This window comes from Citrobacter sp. Cpo089 (assembly GCF_030332695.1).
Lineage (GTDB): Bacteria > Pseudomonadota > Gammaproteobacteria > Enterobacterales > Enterobacteriaceae > Citrobacter > Citrobacter portucalensis.
In genome coordinates this window covers 61,606-82,939 of the sequence record NZ_JAOWHJ010000055.1, presented here as the reverse complement: position 1 = coordinate 82,939, position 21,334 = coordinate 61,606, and the positions used below count along the sequence as shown (strand labels likewise).

General features: G+C 49.2%; 19 protein-coding genes. 12 read left to right on the top strand and 7 right to left on the bottom strand.

Annotated elements, in window-relative coordinates; genetic code table 11:
* Positions 1-3: 3 nt before the first annotated feature.
* Positions 4-1,533, bottom strand: coding sequence for a Re/Si-specific NAD(P)(+) transhydrogenase subunit alpha (gene pntA / locus OGX92_RS11870; RefSeq protein ID WP_003832858.1), 1,530 nt, complete (start codon positions 1,531-1,533; stop codon positions 4-6).
* Between the two features lie 525 nt (positions 1,534-2,058).
* On the opposite strand from pntA, the gene ydgH reads away from it, so the two are divergent.
* From ydgH to folM, 6 genes are all read left to right on the top strand, one after another.
* On the top strand, positions 2,059-3,003 hold the full coding sequence (ydgH, locus tag OGX92_RS11865; protein WP_003832856.1) for a DUF1471 family protein YdgH: 945 nt from the start codon (positions 2,059-2,061) through the stop codon (positions 3,001-3,003).
* A gap of 245 nt (positions 3,004-3,248) precedes the next feature.
* Complete coding sequence (locus OGX92_RS11860) at positions 3,249-4,631, top strand: amino acid permease (protein WP_126957135.1); 1,383 nt, start codon at positions 3,249-3,251, stop codon at positions 4,629-4,631.
* Positions 4,632-5,349: 718 nt separating this feature from the next.
* Complete coding sequence (locus OGX92_RS11855) at positions 5,350-6,414, top strand: hypothetical protein (protein WP_234662448.1); 1,065 nt, start codon at positions 5,350-5,352, stop codon at positions 6,412-6,414.
* 72 nt (positions 6,415-6,486) lie between these two features.
* Positions 6,487-7,014, top strand: a complete 528-nt coding sequence (locus OGX92_RS11850) for a hypothetical protein (protein ID WP_003832852.1) — start codon at positions 6,487-6,489, stop codon at positions 7,012-7,014.
* Between the two features lie 53 nt (positions 7,015-7,067).
* Positions 7,068-7,547 (top strand): hypothetical protein, encoded by a 480-nt coding sequence (locus OGX92_RS11845; RefSeq protein WP_003832848.1) that lies wholly within the window; start codon positions 7,068-7,070, stop codon positions 7,545-7,547.
* A gap of 279 nt (positions 7,548-7,826) precedes the next feature.
* A complete protein-coding gene (gene folM, locus OGX92_RS11840; protein ID WP_003832846.1) occupies positions 7,827-8,549 on the top strand; it encodes a dihydromonapterin reductase in 723 nt (240 codons plus the stop codon).
* Here folM and OGX92_RS11835 read toward each other — a convergent pair.
* Complete coding sequence (locus OGX92_RS11835) at positions 8,546-8,881, bottom strand: GlpM family protein (RefSeq protein WP_003832844.1); 336 nt, start codon at positions 8,879-8,881, stop codon at positions 8,546-8,548. The genes folM and OGX92_RS11835 overlap by 4 nt on opposite strands.
* 117 nt (positions 8,882-8,998) lie before the next feature.
* Between OGX92_RS11835 and rstA the strand changes: the two genes are divergently transcribed.
* Both rstA and OGX92_RS11825 read left to right on the top strand, forming a co-directional pair.
* A complete protein-coding gene (rstA, locus tag OGX92_RS11830) occupies positions 8,999-9,742 on the top strand; it encodes a two-component system response regulator RstA (protein WP_003832842.1) in 744 nt (247 codons plus the stop codon).
* A gap of 246 nt (positions 9,743-9,988) precedes the next feature.
* A complete protein-coding gene (locus OGX92_RS11825) occupies positions 9,989-11,329 on the top strand; it encodes an L-cystine transporter (RefSeq protein ID WP_286586590.1) in 1,341 nt (446 codons plus the stop codon).
* Between the two features lie 52 nt (positions 11,330-11,381).
* Here the strand turns inward: OGX92_RS11825 and OGX92_RS11820 are convergent, their stop codons facing one another.
* Both OGX92_RS11820 and OGX92_RS11815 read right to left on the bottom strand, forming a co-directional pair.
* A complete protein-coding gene (locus OGX92_RS11820; protein WP_063941561.1) occupies positions 11,382-12,410 on the bottom strand; it encodes a HoxN/HupN/NixA family nickel/cobalt transporter in 1,029 nt (342 codons plus the stop codon).
* Positions 12,411-12,530: 120 nt separating this feature from the next.
* Positions 12,531-13,373 carry an aminoglycoside phosphotransferase family protein gene (locus OGX92_RS11815; RefSeq protein WP_003832836.1) on the bottom strand — a complete coding sequence of 281 codons (843 nt, stop codon included), beginning with the start codon at positions 13,371-13,373 and terminating at the stop codon, positions 12,531-12,533.
* Positions 13,374-13,561: 188 nt separating this feature from the next.
* On the opposite strand from OGX92_RS11815, the gene OGX92_RS11810 reads away from it, so the two are divergent.
* On the top strand, positions 13,562-14,353 hold the full coding sequence (locus OGX92_RS11810) for an MBL fold metallo-hydrolase (protein ID WP_197385007.1): 792 nt from the start codon (positions 13,562-13,564) through the stop codon (positions 14,351-14,353).
* Positions 14,354-14,379: 26 nt separating this feature from the next.
* On the opposite strand, the gene OGX92_RS11805 is transcribed toward OGX92_RS11810, so the two are convergent.
* Positions 14,380-14,724, bottom strand: a complete 345-nt coding sequence (locus OGX92_RS11805; protein ID WP_032934568.1) for a DUF1294 domain-containing protein — start codon at positions 14,722-14,724, stop codon at positions 14,380-14,382.
* Positions 14,725-14,958: 234 nt separating this feature from the next.
* On the opposite strand from OGX92_RS11805, the gene OGX92_RS23465 reads away from it, so the two are divergent.
* The 3 genes from OGX92_RS23465 (at position 14,959) to tus (ending at position 18,012) form a co-directional block, all read left to right on the top strand.
* Complete coding sequence (locus OGX92_RS23465) at positions 14,959-15,477, top strand: hypothetical protein (RefSeq protein WP_126318184.1); 519 nt, start codon at positions 14,959-14,961, stop codon at positions 15,475-15,477.
* Between the two features lie 230 nt (positions 15,478-15,707).
* Entirely contained in the window at positions 15,708-17,009 is a 1,302-nt protein-coding gene (gene rstB / locus OGX92_RS11800; protein ID WP_003832829.1) for a two-component system sensor histidine kinase RstB, read from the top strand.
* 73 nt (positions 17,010-17,082) lie between these two features.
* Positions 17,083-18,012 carry a DNA replication terminus site-binding protein gene (tus, locus tag OGX92_RS11795; RefSeq protein WP_003832827.1) on the top strand — a complete coding sequence of 310 codons (930 nt, stop codon included), beginning with the start codon at positions 17,083-17,085 and terminating at the stop codon, positions 18,010-18,012.
* Here the strand turns inward: tus and fumC are convergent.
* A complete protein-coding gene (gene fumC / locus OGX92_RS11790) occupies positions 18,009-19,412 on the bottom strand; it encodes a class II fumarate hydratase (RefSeq protein WP_003832824.1) in 1,404 nt (467 codons plus the stop codon). The genes tus and fumC overlap by 4 nt on opposite strands.
* Positions 19,413-19,553: 141 nt before the next feature.
* A complete protein-coding gene (gene fumB, locus OGX92_RS11785; RefSeq protein WP_063941558.1) occupies positions 19,554-21,200 on the bottom strand; it encodes a class I fumarate hydratase in 1,647 nt (548 codons plus the stop codon).
* Positions 21,201-21,334: the final 134 nt, after the last annotated feature.

Below are 21,334 nucleotides of genomic sequence, written 5' to 3'. Positions count from 1 at the left end.
CCCTTAGTTTTTCCGGAACATTTTCAGCATGCGCTGAGTCACGGTGAAGCCACCGAAAATATTAATGCTGGCAATAAGCACCGCGATAAAGCTCAGGAAACTCACCCAGCCACCCTGGCCAATTTGCAATAACGCCCCAACCACGATAATCCCCGAGATGGCGTTAGTCACAGACATCAGCGGAGTATGCAACGCATGTGACACATTCCAGACCACGTAGTAACCCACCACGCAGGAAAGCGCGAACACCGTAAAGTGACCAAGGAACTCTTTCGGCGCGACGTCGGCGAGCCAGCCAAACAAAATCACTACCAGCGCCATCAGCGCATATTTGCGCCACGGAGAGACAGGTTTTTTCTCTTCTTTCGGCGCAGGTGCGGCTTTTGGCGCTGCCTGCGGCTGAGCAGAAACCTGGATCGGCGGCGCAGGCCAGGTGATTTCACCCTCGCGAACCACCGTGACACCACGCACAACCACGTCGTCAAAATCGACAGTGATATTGCCGTCTTTCTCTTTGCACAACAGTTTGAGCAGGTTGACGAGGTTCGTGCCGTACAACTGGGAAGATTGCGTTGGCAAACGGCCAGGCAGATCGGTATAGCCGATAACCTTCACCCCGTTCTCGGTGGTGGTCACCTGATTAGGTACGGTATATTCGCAGTTACCGCCGTTTTGCGCGGCAAGATCGACAATTACGCTGCCCGCTTTCATCGAATCGACCATTTCACGGGTGATCAGTTTCGGGGCCGGTTTGCCCGGGATCAGCGCAGTGGTAACGATAATGTCGACGTCTTTCGCCTGCGCGGCGAAGAGTTCCATTTCGGCTTTGATGAACGCTTCGGACATCACTTTGGCATAGCCATCGCCGCTGCCCGCTTCTTCTTTAAAGTCCAGTTCAAGGAACTCTGCGCCCATACTCTGCACCTGTTCCTTCACTTCCGGACGGGTATCAAAAGCACGCACGATAGCGCCCAGGCTGTTTGCCGCACCGATCGCCGCAAGACCAGCCACCCCCGCACCAATCACCATGACCTTGGCAGGTGGAACCTTGCCTGCGGCGGTGATCTGGCCGGTGAAGAAGCGACCGAATTCATGTGCAGCTTCAACAATAGCGCGATACCCGGCGATGTTCGCCATCGAGCTTAAGGCATCCAGCGACTGTGCGCGTGAAATACGCGGCACGGAGTCCATCGCCATAACGGTCACGTTGCGCTCTGCAAGTTTTTGCAGCAGCTCAGGGTTTTGCGCGGGCCAAAGAAAACTCACCAGCGTCGTGCCCGGATTAAGTAACGGAATTTCCGCCTCCTCCGGCGCATTGACCTTCAGGATGATCTCTGACTGCCAGACTGCATTTTCATCAACAATTTCTGCGCCTGCTTGAACAAACGCCTTATCGTCAAAACTCGCCAGTTGACCTGCACCGCTTTCAACCGCGACGCTGAAACCCAGTTTAAGCAGCTGCTCAACCGTCTTCGGCGTGGCTGCAACGCGGGTTTCATTGGTTAACCGTTCTCTTGGTATGCCAATTCGCATAATGTTCCCTTCCATCTGTAATTATGATGATGGTTTATCAATGTTCGCACGAGGCATGCGCGCACTCTCGAGAGAGGTCAGTGTTACCTCAATAAAATAAAACAGTAACAAACTCTGTATAACCTACTGAAAATGACGCCTGTGATCTAGCGCCAAAAAACAGTATTTATTATGAAATTCGCGAAATAGAGATGAATCGAACCTCAGACAGATAAAATGCCCTAAAAATAGCCCACAAAGGCTGATAATTCGCTCAAGCGAAGCGGCAAAACATGATTACCTACCTGTCAAAAACAATTGATTAACATTAAATTAACTTATGAAATTCAACTGCTTTATCAGTTTTGGTCACCAAACGCCGAAATTTTCGGCATATCACAAAATGTTATCGCTGTTGTTACCTAACGTGACACGATGAGTGAAAAATGACGCAGACACTGACACAATTTAAATGCAATAATCAGCGACGTTTCTAGTCAATAACAATACCAGTACCTGGTTTGCGCAAGGCGAAGGATTATTTTTATGAAGCTTAAGAACACTCTCCTGGCGTCCGCACTAATTTCTGCGACTGCTTTTTCTGTAAATGCAGCGACAGAATTGACGCCGGAGCAAGCGGCTGCCCTGAAACCCTATGACCGCATTGTGGTCACCGGTCGTTTTAATGCTATCGGTGATGCGGTTGCTGCCGTTTCGCGCCGTGCAGATAAAGACGGTGCAGCCTCCTTTTATGTTGTTGATACCTCAGATTTTGGCAGCGGCGGTAACTGGCGCGTTGTTGCCGACGTCTATAAAGCCGACGCTGAAAAAGCGGAAGCGTCAAAAAACCGTGTCATTAACGGCGTTATGGAATTGCCAAAAGATCAGGCCGTTCTGATAGAACCTTACGACACCGTTACAGTGCAAGGTTTCTACCGTAGCCAGCCGGAAGTAAACGATGCCATCACCAAAGCAGCGAAAGAGAAAGGTGCTTACTCCTTCTATATCGTGCGTCAGGTCGATGCCAACCAGGGCGGCAACCAGCGTATTACTGCATTCATCTATAAAGCTGATGCGAAAAAACGCATTGTACAAAGCCCTGATGCGATCCCAGCAGATTCAGATGCTGGTCGTGCCGCATTAGCAGCAGGTGGCGAAGCCGCGAAGAAAGTTGAGATCCCGGGCGTAGCAACTACCGCTTCTCCGAGTGCTGAAGTCGGCCGCTTCTTCGAAACGCAATCCACCAAAGGCGGACGTTACACTGTCACGCTGCCGGATGGAACCAAAGTTGAAGAGCTGAACAAAGCGACCGCCGCCATGATGGTACCGTTCGACAGCATCAAGTTCACCGGTAACTACGGCAACATGACGGAAGTCTCTTATCAGGTAGCAAAACGCGCAGCGAAGAAAGGCGCGAAGTACTATCACATTACCCGCCAGTGGTCAGAACGTGGTAACAACGTGACGATCAGCGCCGATCTGTATAAGTAATACCCAATGCCTTATCAGGTCTACAGTCCTTGTAGACCTGATAATTTCGCGCAGTTCTGTTTCCAGACAAAACAAAAACAGCAGTATTAAGACAACTTTTCACACTATTAGTCACAAATCTCTCTATCCCCATTGCATGCGTTCTCTTCTCTCCGTAAAATCCCGCGCCTTAGTGGCTTTCACCATTTTTATGCGGTTTGCCAAAATAATTATTCTCTCACTCTCGTTTTTGTAACTGGATACAAATGGAAAAGAAATTGGGTCTGAGCGCACTGACCGCGCTGGTTTTAAGCTCAATGCTCGGCGCTGGCGTTTTCAGCCTGCCACAAAATATGGCGGCAGTAGCCAGTCCGGCTGCGTTACTGATTGGTTGGGCGATTACCGGTGCGGGTATTCTTTTGCTCGCCTTTGCTATGCTGATCCTGACGCGTATCCGTCCTGAACTGGACGGCGGCATCTTCACCTATGCACGCGAAGGTTTCGGCGAGTTGATTGGCTTCTGCTCTGCGTGGGGATACTGGCTGTGCGCTGTTATCGCTAACGTTTCGTATCTGGTCATCGTCTTCTCTGCGCTCAGTTTCTTTACCGACACACCGGAATTACGTCTGTTCGGCGACGGTAATACCTGGCAGTCGATTGTCGGCGCATCGGTACTGTTATGGATAGTCCATTTTCTGGTGTTGCGGGGAGTACAAACCGCGGCCAGCATTAACCTGGTTGCTACTCTGGCAAAACTACTGCCGCTAGGCCTGTTTATCGTGCTGGCGTTCATGCTGTTCAAGCTCGACACCTTTACTCTCGATTTTACCGGCGTCGCGTTGGGCGTGCCTGTCTGGGAGCAGGTCAAAAATACCATGCTCATCACCCTGTGGGTTTTCATCGGTGTGGAAGGCGCGGTGGTGGTATCTGCCCGCGCCAGAAATAAACGCGATGTAGGTCGCGCCACGCTGTTGGCTGTACTCGCCGCACTGGGCGTTTACCTGTTAGTCACCCTGCTATCTCTCGGGGTTGTCGCACGGCCAGAACTGGCGGAGATCCGCAATCCATCAATGGCCGGTCTGATGGTTAAAATGATGGGGCCATGGGGCGAAATTATTATTGCTGCCGGTCTGATTGTTTCCGTGTGCGGGGCCTATTTAAGCTGGACGATTATGGCGGCGGAAGTGCCGTTCCTCGCCTCCACGCACAAAGCGTTTCCGCGTATTTTTGCGCGACAGAATGCACAGGGTGCGCCATCGGCATCGCTGTGGCTAACCAACATCTGTGTACAAATCTGCCTTGTGCTAATCTGGCTCACAGGCTCAGACTACAATACGTTACTGACTATCGCCTCAGAGATGATTCTGGTGCCCTATTTGCTGGTCGGCGCATTTCTGTTAAAAATTGCCACCCGTCCAATTCATAAGGCTGTCGGTATCGGCGCGAGTATTTATGGCATATGGTTATTGTATGCGTCAGGTCCGATGCATCTGTTGTTGTCTGTGGTGTTGTATGCGCCAGGGCTGTTGGTTTTCCTTTATGCCCGTAAAACGCACACGCATGAAAACGTATTAAAACGCCAGGAGATGGCGCTGATCGGCCTGCTGCTTGTTGCTGCTGTGCCGGCTACCTGGATGCTGATGGGGTAACGTTATACCCGTCGCTGGCATCGGAAAATATCGGACTATGAATATCCTGATAAAGGATTATCGGGATATCATGGTTAACGCTTATTAATCGAAAATAATAGTTCTCACTCTCCCTTCTTACCCCCACATTATTTGTTGCTGCGTGCGAAACGCTTTGCGCGGTTCCTCAAATGATGAATCATCGCATGCCGATGATCACCTCTATTGAGTCCGAGTCATTCTTTCTACACTTCACAATCGCAGACTGCTTTACGACATAACGATCAGTCACGATCATCTGCCTTATCTTCTTATGAATCACAACATAACACACTGAAACACATCATTACTTTCTCAATTTTTTGTTCACTTTTCATATTTGTAAAAGATAAAGGCGAAACACTTAGCGAACACATACAAAGCATAATACATGCATAAGATACGCATAAGGAAAAGAACAATTAATCATCATACAATTAACTATTTGTGCTTTATCTTGTGTTGCATTGATCTTGGCGTTGTGTTGATATTTATGTTTGATGATAATGAAACCCGTGCGCTGGTCCCACCAGCTCCCCCTCCTCGTCAATTATGTCGGAAATTAAATAGGTTTATTAATAGCTGTTACTGCATCGATTAATTATGTAATCGGCAGCATTCAGTCATTGAGGGGCAAACAAAATGATAAATAAAGAATTAATGATGACACCTCCCTATTAATCCTAAATGGAGTATTAAAATGTTTAAGAAATCAGTGGTTGCAGTATTAATGGTTCTTCCAATATCTGCTTTTGCTCATGGTCACGGTGGCCATGGCGGTATGGGCGGTCACAATTTTGGTGGTCATGGTCATGCTGGTAACATTGGTCATGCTTTTAGTGGTCATTCGTTTGGTGGTCACTTTGCGGAGCGCATGAATGCAGGTAGTGGATTCACAGGATTCTCTAAAGGCTCCATCAATATGAGCGATCACCCCATCGCTGACAACACGACACGTTCCATCAGTGTGAAAGATGGTGTCGTCACTAAAAACATTGCCTATAACGGTGTTAATGAACAATATTCCGCGACAACGACAATCAGCAAGGATGGTGCAATGCGTACCTCCACAGTGAATCGTGATGGAGTGACAAAAGAAGCATCAACTGTTGTGTCTGCTGATATGCGCTCTCATAGCGTAGCTGTAACCAATGGCACCGAAACAGCAATGTCGATTCATAGCTATGATGAAGGTGTTGGTGGTCTGAATGTTCATGCTTACAATGATGGTGTAAACACCTATGGCAGCGTTCATGCTTACAATGACGTAGCTAATGCAGCCTACTCCGCCCACGTCATTCATAATGACGAGCTTACGCGTATTGGCTACAACGTTGTTTCTCCAACCCAACGCTCTCACACTGTAGCTGTGAAAGATGGCGATTATACTCACGTTCACACTGCGGGTTATATTGGTAACGAAGATGTTGGATTTGGTTGGAACAAAGGCATCACTCGAGATGGCCAATACGGTTTTGAGCATTCAGTTAATAGTCTTGGGATTGCAACAATCGGTAACTTTGGACCCACTTATTACGGAGAAAAAGCGGCTAACCTGAAAACAGGTGAAGTGAAAACGATCACCAACTATCAACCAGCACCACAACCCACTCCAGTGGTAATTCATGTTACCCCTGCGGTAGTTGTTCATGTTGTCCCAGCATCAATCGTAACCCCTGTTACACCATCTTCTGATGTAACACCAACGACCACTGTGTACCGCGATGGACACGGCGATAGCGTCACCTTGTATTGGAATGCCTAAGAAAGAGTACAGTTTTGTACCTTTAAAAATAATAAGGCTGGACTAATCCAGCCTTTTTTAGAGGAAATAATTATGTCAGATTTAACAGCAGCAGATTTTTTAGAACTTATTGATCTTGAACCATTTAAGAAGCCTAACAATGAAACAGGAGTTTCGGTTCAACGAAGTATTGAGTTAGAAAAACTACGTCATGCTGTAAAAGAAGGTCATGTAAACCTCCGTTTTTTCCTCAAATGGTTAAATGCTGCAGCTGGTTGCCGCTTACAAGAACGATGGTTAAACAAGTTTTTTACCGATGACCTCAGAGAATTTCCCGTACGATCACAGCAACACACTAGTAAGAGCACAGAGGAAAAGCTAAAGGAAGAAGTTGCTCGTCTTACAGAGCAACTAAGAGCATCACAAGAACAGAATCAGGTTATTGCGTCTATCGCTTCAGAAGACAATCAGAAAGCCATTTTTGCGGGTATCGTCGAACGTATCGAAGAAGAATCACAAGCTGAACTAAAAGCCTTTGCAGAGAAAGCAGCAACACAGGCAAAACAGAAAGCAATAGATATGATGATAGCTATCTTTCCTAATTGGAAGCCATCAGATTGAACACAATAGGCTGTGTGTATTATCATGCTTCCTTAATCATTTAAGGGTAGACAATGAAGAACGTAAATCTGATCTTACTCGGAGACAGCACACAGCCACAAGAACGCCGAATGAAAGAAGCGTTAAAGATAAGCAAGGACGTAAAACCTGCCGCTGTGTTAGATGCTGTGAAAGAGGCGTATGAAGGTACAGGCAAGAAACCTAAGCTGAACTATGCACAACTATCACGATGGAGAAAAGGTTTAACCTTCTATCGTTCACCCCCGCCAGAAGACGCTGTAGATCAGTATTCAGATTTATTTTCCCCACTCTACCAACTATTAGAGAATCCGGTGATTGTTGCTTCCATCGACATAACAGAATTTGAACAGAGATTGAAGATTCAGATCAAAGAACGAGAACAGAGATTGATTGAAGCAAGAAGGATTGAAGCAGAGCGTATTCTGCAAGAAGCAGAAGAAAGAGATCACAGAAAGTTTACAGAAGAATTTAATAAAATAATGGATAAGCTGAGAGAGCTTAGGAAGACCTAGTTAAAATGGGGAGCCTGTTTTCTGGTTCCCTTTTTTATTGACTAATCATTGTTAATCCCTCTCTCTCTATTACTCCTGCGACTAAAGCCCGACTATAAAAGCGGGATTTAACAAGCTCTGTGCTCGCCGCTAAATCAGGATGCTGTAACAAACCCCCAACAACTTTTTTCCTGTGTGCTACTGTGTACAAATGAGTTTGCACCACTCATCAATGTTTCATACACCACTTACACCCTTTATCTTGTAAGATGCTGTTTTTAATGGAGCCTGAGTATAACAATGGGTAAAAAACCTCCTTTGCCAATTCTTATCACCGGAGGTGGTCGTCGTATCGGCCTCGCCGTCGCATGGCACTTTCTGAACCAAAAACAGCCAGTTATCGTCAGCTACCGTACACACTATCCTGCCATTGACGGCCTGCGAGAAGCTGGCGCGATTTGTATCCCTGCTGACTTTTCCACGGATGAAGGCGTGCTGGCCTTTGCTGATGAGGTCAAAGCACAGACCGATGGCTTGCGCGCCATTGTGCATAATGCCAGCGCCTGGCTTGCAGAAAAGCCCGGTACGCCGCTGACTGACGTGCTGTCAGCAATGATGCAGATTCATGTCAATACGCCCTACCTGCTCAACCACGCGCTGGAAGGATTGCTACGCGGTCATGGGCACGCAGCCAGCGACATCATCCATTTTACGGATTATGTTGTGGAGCGCGGCAGCGACAAGCACATTGCTTATGCTGCCAGCAAAGCGGCACTGGACAATATGACCCGCTCGTTCTCGCGCAAACTGGCACCGGAAGTGAAAGTGAACGCGATTGCCCCCTCACTTATCCTGTTTAACGAGGGTGACGATGCAGAGTATCGCCAACAGGCACTGAACAAATCACTGATGAAAACTGCGCCTGGTGAAAAAGAGGTCATAGATTTAATTGACTACCTACTAACCAGTTGTTTTGTCACCGGACGTAGTTTTGCCCTTGATGGCGGGCGTCATCTGCGTTAGTGCAGTTTGATCCAACAAAAGATCAGCAACCACGCGCTCAAGCTCCAGCACACTACTGCACCGCCGAGCGCGACGGGTAAGCGCATAAACCCGGTGAAATACCACAGTGAAACAAGGTAGACAAAATAGGGAATAATCGACCACATACTGAATACAATGGTTGTACGTAACGCCTCGATCCCACGCTCACTGGCCACGATGTAGTGTGCAATCAACGCAAACGTCGGGAACAGTGGAATTAATCCAGCAATATAGTAATTCTTTGTTTTCGCCAGCAAACCAATCAACACCACCACCAGCGCACCAAGCGCCGCTTTTATAACGAGTCCCATCACTCTGCCTTAACACATCAATAACATCAGCCTCTAGCATAACGGAAGCGTTCTTGTTTAGAAAAGATTAATGGAAGGAAAAACCGGGGCGGTGTATGTTGGCGTTTTATATTCAAAATGAATGATATGAACACCATCGTATTTGTTGAAGATGATCCCGAAGTTGGCTCACTGATTGCAGCCTATCTGGCCCGGCATGATATTGAGGTTATCCTTGAACCTCGTGGTGATTTGGCCGAGGAGAAAATCCTGCACGTTCAACCCGATCTGGTGTTATTAGATATCATGCTGCCGGGCAAAGACGGGATGACTATCTGCCGCGATTTACGCGGGCGCTGGCAAGGCCCGATTGTCCTGCTCACCTCGCTGGACAGCGACATGAACCATATCCTTGCGCTGGAAATGGGCGCCTGTGACTACATCCTGAAGACAACGCCGCCAGCTGTGCTGCTGGCTCGCCTGCGCCTGCACCTGCGCCAGAATGAACACTCAGCACAGTCTAAAGGCATTCAGGCGGCAACCATCACACCGCACACAACGCTGCGCTTTGGCACACTCACTATCGATCCCACCAACCGCTCCGTGCTGCTCGGCGGCGAGCAAATCTCTCTTTCCACCGCTGATTTTGAATTACTGTGGGAGTTGGCAACCCATGCAGGGCAGATTATGGACCGTGATGCGTTGCTAAAGAACCTGCGTGGCGTAAGTTATGACGGTATGGATCGCAGCGTCGATGTCGCGATTTCCCGCTTACGCAAAAAACTTCTCGATAACGCGACTGAACCCTATCGAATCAAAACGGTACGCAACAAAGGTTATCTGTTCGCACCGCACGCCTGGGACGACGAGCCGCAGAAGTAATGCCACCGGGCCGATCTCATTGGTCGGCTGGATTATTCGCAATACGTTACACTGTCACGTGCAATCGTCTACAGAACAGGCATATAAACGCCATCCGAAGCCGTTCCACACTTTTTGTGTGGCTGTAGCCCACCCCCCTCCCTATAATCCGTCGCGGTCCTGAACCCTTATGGTTCATAGGTTTTTTTCGCACTAACAAAACTCTTTCCGGCATTTCAGGTGCTGAATGAGGCAAGAGGCTACAATATGTTCGTAACACTTGCGTATATCGCGTTCTTTTTGGTTTGTTCATGGGCAATTTTTAGAATCAACCAAAAAAGTCACTCTCTTTCAAAAAGCGTCTTCATCGCTATTTTTATGGGTGCCGTTATCGGCTTATCCCTGCATCTCATTGCTGCTGACGAAAGTAAAACAGTTATCGACTGGTATAATGTTATCGGCAACGGTTATGTTAATTTACTGAAACTGGTTGCGGTTCCGCTGATTTTCATCTCTATTCTCTCAGCCATTAATAAGCTCGAAAACAGCGCTGGCATTGGGAAAATGTCGTTAACCATTGTCGGATGCATGCTCTGTCTGGTAATGATTGCCGGTTTTATTGGGCTGTTGACTGCGCATGTATTAGGTCTGGACGCCAGTGCGTTTGTTCATATGCAGTCCACACTGACTGCAGACGATGTGAGTAAAACTGCCGCCATTTCACTACCTAAACTGGTTACATCTCTGATCCCCACGAATATCTTCCTCGACCTAACAGGAGCCAGAAGCGTTTCCGTCATTGGCATTGTTATCTTCACCCTGCTTGCCGGCGTGGCATTATTAAAGGTCAAACAAGACGCCCCGCAAGAAGGTGAAAAATTAAGTGCTGGTATTAACGCTATCCAGATTTGGGTGATGAAAATGGTGCGCATCGTTATTGCCCTCACTCCTTATGGTGTGATGGCATTAATGGCAGGCGTATTTTCCGCATATCGATTTGAACAATTTGCCAGTTTGTTAGGCTTTATTGCTGCCTGTTACCTTGCGATTCTGATGATGTTTATCGTCCACGCACTGATACTGGTTCTGAGCGGAAATAATCCCGTTCACTATTTTAAAACTGTCTGGCCAGTATTAACTTTTGCATTTGTTTCACGCAGCAGTGCAGCATCTATTCCACTGGCTATTTCCGCACAGGAAAAATTTGGCGTGCAAAACACCATTGCTAATATTGCGGCTTCATTCGGCTCCAGCATGGGGCAAAACGGCTGCGCCGGGATCTACCCGGCTATTATGGTGGCGATGATTGCTCCAACAATTGGGATTGATCCGCTATCAGTACATTTTTTGCTCGCCATGCTACCTGCGATTGCGCTGGGTTCTATTGGGGTGGCGGGTGTAGGCGGTGGCGGAACATTTGCTGCACTGATCGTCCTTTCAACGCTGAACTTCCCGGTCGCGCTGGTGGGGATTTTCATTGCTATCGAGCCTGTCATCGATATGGCCAGAACGGCATTAAACGTGAACGGTTCGATGATGTCTGGCGTGCTGGCTAACAGGCTCCTGAAAAAGAGTGCTGAAAAACCACAACCCGTGAACGCGAATTAGTCAGTTCTAAAAAGATCAAAGCCTTCCTGTTCCTGGAAGGCTTGCTTTTGTGTCAGCTAAACGTCAGTCCGTCGTATTTTTTCCAACGGTAGTTTACGGCGGAGATAATCCAGCAGCCGATAAAGACGCCAATAATCGCAAACCCGACATTCCCCATATGGTCACTCAAATTGCTGACGGTATCCCACAAACCACCCTGGAGCGAAAACGCGTCAGAGAGAAGTCCCAGCGCCTCCAGCCCGCCAATAAATAGAGCAACAATCACGGAAGTCCCGGTAATGGTCATATTGTAATAGAGCTTGCGTTGCGGCTTATTGAACGCCCAGCCGTAGGCCTCAACCATCAGAATACTGTCGAGACAATCAATTAACGCCATACCGCAGGTAAACAGCGCCGGGAACACGAGAATTGACCAAACCGACATGCCACTGGACGCGCTTGAAGCAGAAATTCCCAGCAAAGAAATTTCAGTGGCGGTATCAAAACCCAGACCAAACAGAAAACCGACAAAATACATATGCCAGTCTTTACCTACCAGCCGAAACGCTGAGCGGAAAAGCCAGTTTAGAGGGCCTGAAACCGTAATATCTTCCGTGGCGCCATCGTAAGCACCGGTGCGTTTAAGATGGCGGAATGCCTTCCAGACCTGGCAGAAAATAATGAGATTAATGGTAGCCAGAATCAGCAAAAATACGGCAGAGACCGTAGTTCCTATCAGACCGCCGACATTCTGAAACCATGCCATATGTTGCTTAAACACGCTGGTGGTCAGTGCAATGCCAATGCTTGCCAGTACCACAATGGTGGAGTGCCCCAAAGAAAACCAGGCTCCCGTCGTCAGGGCGCGTTTTTTCTGCTGCATAAGTTTACGCGTCGCGCTGTCTATCGCGGCGATATGATCGGCATCTACGGCATGGCGCAAACCATAGCACCACGCAATCAGACTCAGTGCCAGTAATGACGTGTTGTTGCCAAACGCGGTGAAAGCCCATAGCCACGCTACGATGTTTGCCCCGATGAGTAAGACCATCAACAAAACAATATTCGGGCGTTTTTTTAATAATGAAAACAATGCGTTCATTGTTTCCGGCCTGTCAAATTTTCGCTCAACAACACACCACACCGCCGTTCATTGATTGATTAATACAACGTTTACCAGGCTAATGATAACTCTTAAGAATTACTAACCCAGTGTCGTAGATCAAAGTTGATTACCACCTGAAGCAAGTTCTGCCATCGCTAGCTCCGCAATACGCAGAGGTACCGTTGCGCTGTCACCCTCTTGCAGAAACCAGACGGACGACAACCCACACCAGGCAACAATCCACATCAGTAAACGCTGCCGTTCAATTCTGGCGATTTCAGACACAATGTTGACTCTTTGCGTGAATCTTTCCGGCTCAATGGCGACAGGTCTGGTAGGTTCGGCAAGATCGGGGTTAGTAAAGATATTGGCGTAATCAAAGCCACGCTCGCCCACCAGCCCTTTGGGATCGATAGCCAGCCATCCCCTCGTTCCGAAATCAAGAATATTGCCGTGATGTAGATCGCCATGTAATACGACTTCATCATGGGGTGAAGATAGCAGTACGTTTGCCACCGCAGCACAACGCGTCAGGATACCGCCATGCTTTTTCGCGGCAGGAGCCAGATCGCGAAACCAATGGTGCAGAGGTGTTAACGCAGGCGTAGACGCATTTCGGGAGAGATGGAGTCTACTGGCAGCATGGCAAATAATGCGACAGGCCTGCGCATCGTTGCCAGTCCAGGACATGTCCGCTAAAGACTCTGTCCCTGTCGCACGTTCCAGCAGAATCGCCCCTGCTGCATGAGCAAGTACTTTCGCTGCGCCATTTCCGTTCCACCAGACCATGAGTTCACAGCCGATCCGTTCACTGTCATCGTCGGTAATCTTTAGTATGGCTTTCTGCCCGTCCTTGACCACCACCACAGGCAAAAGCTGCGATGTGTGCGTTTCAAACGGTTCACCATCTGGAGTGAGCCCCCAACGGTTGAGCCAGGTGTTGAACAGACGATTTTCCAAACAATATCCTCATTTTTCTCTGGAAGATGGTAACCAAAGGATCCGTGTCGGCATTATTCCTGTTTTCTTTTGGTTGAGCCACAACCCCCACTTCCATCATCACTGACTTATCGGGTAGAGCACTAACAGGCACATCCTTGTGTATCTGTGTGCCATGCTGACTGTGTTCGGTATATGAGGAGGACACGATGATCTCGTTATGCAAAACCTGTGGAACATCCTATGAGGTAGCTGGCGCCCATCCGGAACATTGCGATATCTGCCTGGATGAACGTCAATATGTCCCCACAAGCGGGCAGAAATGGATCGATTTTGACACCCTGTGTGCATCGCATACAAATAAGTGGAAGCAACACGACAGTACTCTCCTCAGCATCCGCACCGTTCCTGATTTTGCAATTGATCAGCGCGCGTTTCTTGTGCGCACCCCAGAAGGAAATATTCTGTGGGACTGCATTGCCACGCTCGACGATGCCACAAAAACGCTAATAACGTCCCTTGGCGGCCTTAAGGCTATCGCGATTTCGCATCCTCATTACTACACCACCATGCAGGACTGGGCTGCGGAATTTAACGCGCCGATTTACCTTCATGCCAGCGACAGAAGGTGGGTAATGCGCGACAGCCCGTGGATTAGATTCTGGGATGGCGACACCATTGAGTTAACCCGTGACGTCAAGGTGATACGTCTCGGCGGGCACTTTGCTGGCGGCTGCGTCCTGCACTGGGCGCGTGACGAAGGTGTCGTGCTTTCTGGCGACATCGTTCAAGTTACACCAGGTGCCCATGCAGTCTCATTTATGTGGAGCTACCCCAATATGCTACCGTTGCCAGCCGCAACCGTCAGCGACATCATCCAACGCCTGAGAACAGTGAAATTTAAGCAACTTTACGGCGCATTTGAAGGAAAAAATATTACGCAAAATGCCGATGAAATTGTGCGCCGTTCAGGTGAAAAATATATTTACTGCCTCAAATAAACCGGCAATTTATTCACCAACCATGCTCAGGAAGGTAAAAATGGATAGAACTTATAAATCACGCCCATCACAGAAATACTCACTATCACACTGATAATGAAGTAGGTTTTGAAAGGCTGCTTTTGTGTTTTATGGCGAAAGATTTGTTGACCCGCTATCGCGCCGCCCCACCCGCCCACAACGCCAAACACCAGCAATGTGGATTCCGGCACTCTGCGCCAGTCCTTACGTGCCGCCATTTTGTCCACGCCGTATAACAGCAGCGTCAAAACGTTGGCGAGTAGAAACCATATAACAAGAGGATAAGCGGTGAAAATGCAGCCGACCGCTGCGAAAATGAGTAGCGAATAACAACAGCGATTGAGATTCATATTTTCAGTCACAGCACTTTTCAGGAAGTATCGACACGCATTATACGCAAGGTCAGTCATCCCTGCCACGGGTGAGAATATCCCTTTTATTATTATGCCTATATCCCCAAAGATAGCGCAAATTCTCTGGTCTGCGGCGTACCTAACAATTCAAACAAGAGAGCCGTTTTCATTATTCAAAACAAATGGTAATTTATTAAACCCAAATGGAGAAATTGTTCTGGAGTCGCAAGGATGAGAAAATACTCATATCCATATTTGTTTTTTGTTACCGTCTCATCTCTCGGCGCAATTTTTCTCTTTTATTGGTGGAGGGTAACGATATACAGAGCGACATTTCTCTACCCGCTCACATCCAAATACCTCATGCTTATTTCTCTGGCAGTGTCATTGTTAATTACCTTATTTCTGGTAGGTAATGGGATAATGAAAAAAAGTCCCTTCCAAACTTATCTAAAATTATTTGGTGGTATCAGCATTGCCATGGTGCTGTTTTCAGTGATCATGGTTATGGCGATAACCTGGTTCATTCCGGGTGTCCCCTCGTCCTATACCACCACATACGTCTATGCTACAGGAAGTTCGAAAAGCTGTTCGGGGGCTGATGTTGACGATCCAGACCTTGGGACTAATATCAGAATTTGCTATCCAGAAGGTAACTACGAATATAACAACACCATCTACGTTGAGAAACGAAGTAACCTTTTAGGTGCGGTCGTGACGTACGCCAGAACAACCCCATCCCGATTTTGATTAACTTACAGCATAGAAAGCAATGCGTGATCCAGCGAAAGGTCATTCTGCGCCCGTAGGGGCCATAAGAATGCAGAAAAGAGATATACAGTGTACTCTGCGTGGACAAGCACGCCGGATGGTGATCGGAGAACCTTTCTGAACCCACGCATCGGCGGATACTGCTGTGCCCACTTTTCCCCTGAGGGACACGTGCACTCGCTAACTTATTGAGCGTTCGGTGATTTTTTATGAAGAAACTGTTTGTGCAGTTTTACCTCCTGCTGTTTGTCTGCTTTTTGGTGATGACCCTGTTGGTCGGTCTGGTATACAAATTCACCGCAGAACGCGCTGGCAGACAGTCGCTCGACGATTTGATGAAAAGCTCGTTGTACCTGATGCGCAGTGAACTACGCGAAATCCCGCCACGCGACTGGGGTAAGACGCTGAAGGAGATGGATTTAAACCTCTCATTTGACCTTCGCGTTGAACCGCTGAATAAGTACACACTGGATGCCCCAACCATGCAGCGTTTGCGCGAAGGCGATATTGTGGCACTTGACGATCAATACACCTTTATTCAACGCATTCCTCGCAGCCATTACGTGCTAGCCGTCGGCCCGGTTCCTTATCTCTATTTTCTTCATCAAATGCGCTTGCTGGACATCGCGCTGATGGCGTTTATTGCTATCTCACTGGCCTTCCCGGTACTGATCTGGATGCGCCCGCACTGGCAGGAAATGCTCAGACTCGAATCCGCCGCACAGCGTTTTGGTGAAGGACATCTGAGTGAACGCCTTCATTTTGACAGTGGTTCCAGCTTTGAGCGCCTGGGCGTAGCGTTTAATCAAATGGCCGACAATATCAATGCGCTGATCGCCAGTAAAAAACAGCTCATCGATGGTATTGCCCATGAGCTTCGTACCCCGCTGGTACGTTTACGTTACCGGCTGGAAATGAGTGATAACCTCACCGAGCAGGAATCTCAGGCTCTGAATCGTGATATCGGCCAACTGGAAGCGTTGATCGAAGAGTTACTGACCTACGCCCGCTTGGATCGCCCGCAAAATGAACTGAAACTCAGCGTACCGGACCTACCTGCTTGGTTAACCACCCATCTGGAGGATGTGCAAAGCGTGAATCCTGACCGTGTGGTGCAATTACGTCATCTCGAAACTGGCGACTACGGCGCGTTGGATATGCGCCTGATGGAGCGGGTCCTGGATAATTTGCTGAACAATGCCCTACGCTATTGCCAGTCTACAGTGCAAGCCAGTCTGCTGCTGAGCGGCAATCAAGCCACGCTGGTAGTGGAAGACGACGGTCCCGGTATTGCACCAGACGCACGTGAACAGGTTTTTGAACCGTTTGTACGCCTTGATCCCAGCCGCGATCGGGCGACCGGGGGTTGTGGGCTTGGGTTAGCCATCGTCCACTCAATAGCGTTGGCTATGGGAGGGACGGTCGTCTGTGGTGAAAGTGAACTTGGCGGTGCCCGTTTTACTTTCCGTTGGCCCGTCTGGCATAACATTCCTGAAATTTCAGCTGCCTGACCTATTCTGCTCGGTGGTCAGGCGATGGATGTTGTGTTATAAAAAAGTATGTTGTAACTAAAATGGTAAACCTATGGCCCGTTACGATCTCGTTGACCGCCTGAACGGCACCTTTCGCCAGATGGAACAAGAACTGGCGCTTCTGAACGAAAACCTGTTGCAGCAGACGCTGCTTATTGCCCGCGTATTCTCGTTACCGGAAGTGGTCAAAGAGGCAGAGCATGCCCCTCTGCAAAACATTGATGTTAAGCAGCACTTAGGCAAAGAGGCTGAAGCGCTGGCATTGCGTCATTACCGTCACCTGTTTATTCAGCAGCAGTCCGAAAACCGCAGCAGCAAAGCGGCCGTCCGCCTACCGGGTGTATTGTGCTACCAGGTTGATAATGCGGCGCAATGTGCTCTGGAAGAACAAATCCAGCGTATAAACCAGTTGAAAACCACCTTCGAGCGCATTGTTACAGTAGAATCAGGGCTGGCGCCGGCAGCACGTTTCGAATGGGTGCATCGCCACCTGCCGGGGCTGATTACACTGAATGCCTATCGCACGCTCACCGTTGTCAGAGATCCTGCCACCCTCCGGTTCGGCTGGGCTAACAAGCACATTATTAAAAACCTGAAACGCGATGAAGTACTGCAGCAACTGGAAAAAAGCCTGACCTCACCGCGCAGCGTACATCCCTGGACTCGTGAAGAATGGCAGCAGAAGCTTGAACGCGAATATCAGGATATCGCCGCCTTACCGCAGCAGGCCCGCCTGAAGATCAAAAGGCCGGTAAAAGTGCAGCCTATTGCCCGCGTCTGGTACAAAGGAGAGCAAAAACAGGTGCAATATGCCTGCCCGACACCACTGATTGCTTTGCTTAATAACGACAACGGTATGACCGTACCGGATATCGGCGAGTTACTGAATTACGATGCCGAAAACGTTCAGCATCGCTTTAAACCTCAGGCGCAGCCGTTGAGATTGATTATTCCCCGGCTGCACCTGTACGTTGCGGATTAACTGCCTGGCCGCATGCTGCCAACCATCAGCTCCGGACGTACCCAGCTGTCGAACTCCGCTTCGGTTAGATATCCCAGCGCCAGAGCGGAGGCTTTTAGCGTCAGCCCTTCTTTATGCGCTTTTTTGGCAATTTCAGCCGCTTTATCGTAACCGATATGGGTGTTGAGCGCGGTCACCAGCATCAGCGACTCATTGAGCAGTTGATCTATTCGTTCACGGTTGGGCTCGATTCCCGTCGCACAATGTTCATTGAAGCTTTCCATACCGTCCGCCAGCAGGCGTACCGACTGCAGGAAGTTGTGGATGACCATCGGTCGATAGACGTTGAGCTCAAAGTTACCTGACGCCCCGCCCATATTGATGGCGACATCGTTGCCCATCACCTGGCAGCAAAGCATAGTCAGCGCTTCACACTGGGTAGGATTGACTTTACCCGGCATGATCGAGCTGCCCGGTTCGTTTTCCGGAATTGAAATTTCGCCAATACCACAGCGCGGGCCAGATGCCAGCCAGCGTACATCGTTGGCGATTTTCATCAGCGATGCTGCCAGCCCTTTTAGCGCTCCGTGGGCATGAACCAGCGCATCGCAGGTGGCCAGCGCTTCAAATTTATTCGGAGCGGTAACGAACGGCGCGCAGGTAATGACCCGCAGTTCATCCGCGACCCGGCGGGCGTATTCGGGATGAGTGTTCAGTCCTGTACCTACCGCGGTTCCCCCCAACGCCAGTTCTGCCACATGCGGTAAACTGTTTTCAATGTGTCTGAGGTTATGTTCAAGCATTGCTACCCAGCCGGAAATCTCCTGGCCAAGCGTAAGTGGAGTTGCATCTTGCAGATGTGTACGACCAATTTTAACGATATCGGCGAAAGCGTGGGACTTATCACTGAGCGTTTTGGTCAACACATTTAATTGTGGGATCAAAGATTTACGCAGCGCCAGCAGTGCGGCAACGTGCATTGCCGTCGGGAAGACATCGTTCGAGCTTTGGCTTTTATTGACATCATCGTTGGGGTGTACTTTCCGCTCCATTCCCCGCTCACCGCCCAGCAACTCGCTGGCCCGGTTTGCCAGCACCTCGTTCATGTTCATATTGCTTTGCGTGCCGGACCCAGTTTGCCAGATGGCCAGCGGAAACTCATCGCGGTGTTTATCTGCCAACACTTCATCTGCAGCCTGCATAATAGCCCTGGCTTTATCCTCCGCCAGCAGCCCCAGATCCTGGTTAACCTTTGCCGCAGCGCGTTTCGTCAGCGCCAGCGCATGGATCAACGAGACCGGCATTTTCTCCGTTGAGATACGAAAATGCTCCAGTGAACGTTGGGTTTGCGCGCCCCAAAGCTTATCGGCAGGAACATCAATCGCCCCCATTGAATCATTCTCGCGGCGTACCGTTACCATTACCTGCTCCTTACATTAACAGTTGATTAGGTTATGTTTCGACATTGCCCATTTGCATTGGTCTTATGAGTATTAACGAGGTTAAAGCTGTCGTTTGGTGGTTCGTGCGGTAAAAAAAACCGCCCCGAAGGGCGGCTGACGTTACTTAACGCAGCGTGCGCACTGCGACGTCTGAATTTGCTTGAAGAAATCGTTGCCTTTGTCATCCACCAGGATAAACGCCGGGAAATCTTCCACTTCAATTTTCCAGATGGCTTCCATCCCGAGTTCCGGGTATTCCACGCACTCCAGACTCTTGATACTGCCCTGGGCCAGCACCGCGGCGGGGCCGCCAATACTGCCTAAATAGAAGCCGCCATGCTTATGGCAGGCATCGGTCACCTGCTGGCTGCGGTTGCCTTTCGCCAGCATGATCATGCTTCCACCAGCAGCCTGAAGCTGGTCAACATACGAGTCCATACGCCCGGCCGTGGTTGGCCCCAGCGAACCCGAAGCATAGCCTTCCGGCGTTTTTGCCGGACCTGCGTAATAGATCGGGTGATCTTTAACATACTGCGGCAAACTTTCGCCGTTATCCAGACGTTCTTTCAGTTTCGCATGCGCAATATCACGGCCAACGATAATTGTACCGTTGAGCGACAGTCGCGTGGAAACCGGATACTGGGAAAGCTGAGCCAGGATCTCTTTCATCGGACGATTGAGGTCAACGCGTACCGCTTCGCCCTCTCCCGCCTGGCGCAGCTCTTCCGGTATAAATTTGCCAGGATTATGTTCCAGTTTTTCGATCCAGATACCTTCACGGTTGATCTTGGCTTTGATATTTCGATCGGCTGAGCAAGAAACACCCATACCAACCGGACATGACGCGCCGTGACGCGGCAGGCGGATCACGCGGATATCATGCGCGAAATACTTCCCGCCAAACTGCGCGCCCAGTCCCAAATTCTGCGCCTCAATCAGCAGCTCTTTTTCCAGCTCTACATCGCGGAATGCCTGACCATGTTCGTTACCTTCTGTCGGCAGTTCGTCGTAGTATTTTGCAGAAGCCAGTTTGACCGTTTTCAGCGTGGCTTCTGCCGATGTTCCACCGATTACGAACGCGATGTGATACGGCGGACAAGCCGCAGTGCCCAACGTACGCATTTTCTCAACCAGGTAATTTTTTAATTTGCCCGGTGTTAGCAGCGCTTTGGTTTCCTGGTACAGATAGGTTTTGTTCGCCGAACCACCACCTTTGGCAATACACAGGAATTTGTATTCATCGCCGTCGACGGTATACAAATCGATTTGTGCTGGCAGGTTGGTGCCGGTGTTCACCTCTTTATACATATCCAGCGCGGCGTTTTGTGAATAGCGCAGGTTGTCTTCGATATAGGTGTTATACACACCACGAGCCAGCGCCTCCTCATCGCCCCCTCCGGTCCAGACACGCTGACCTTTTTTACCCACAATAATCGCGGTTCCGGTGTCCTGACAGGTCGGCAAAACGCCTTTTGCCGCGATGTCAGAGTTACGCAGAAATTGCAGAGCCACATACTTGTCGTTTTCGCTGGCTTCCGGGTCGCGCAGAATATCGGCTACCTGCTGTTGATGTGCGGGACGCAGCATAAACGACGCATCATGAAAGGCCTGACGAGCCAACAGGGTTAAGGCTTGCGGTGCAACTTTAACAATCTCCTGCCCTTCAAATTCGGCAACAGAGACATAGTCGCTGGTCAGCAGATAGTATTCGGTATCATCCTTTTTGAGGGGGAAAGGATGCTGATAATGAAAGGGTTTGTTTGACATTGTGCTCTCACTTACTGCTCGGTCTGGTTATTCTCTGGGCAGATGTTCCATTGCCCTGCTTCCCTGCCGCAGATCCGGTTGTAGAAGGAAGAGCTTTCTGCAACCGGAATTACTCAGGGTATTAAAAGCGAGTC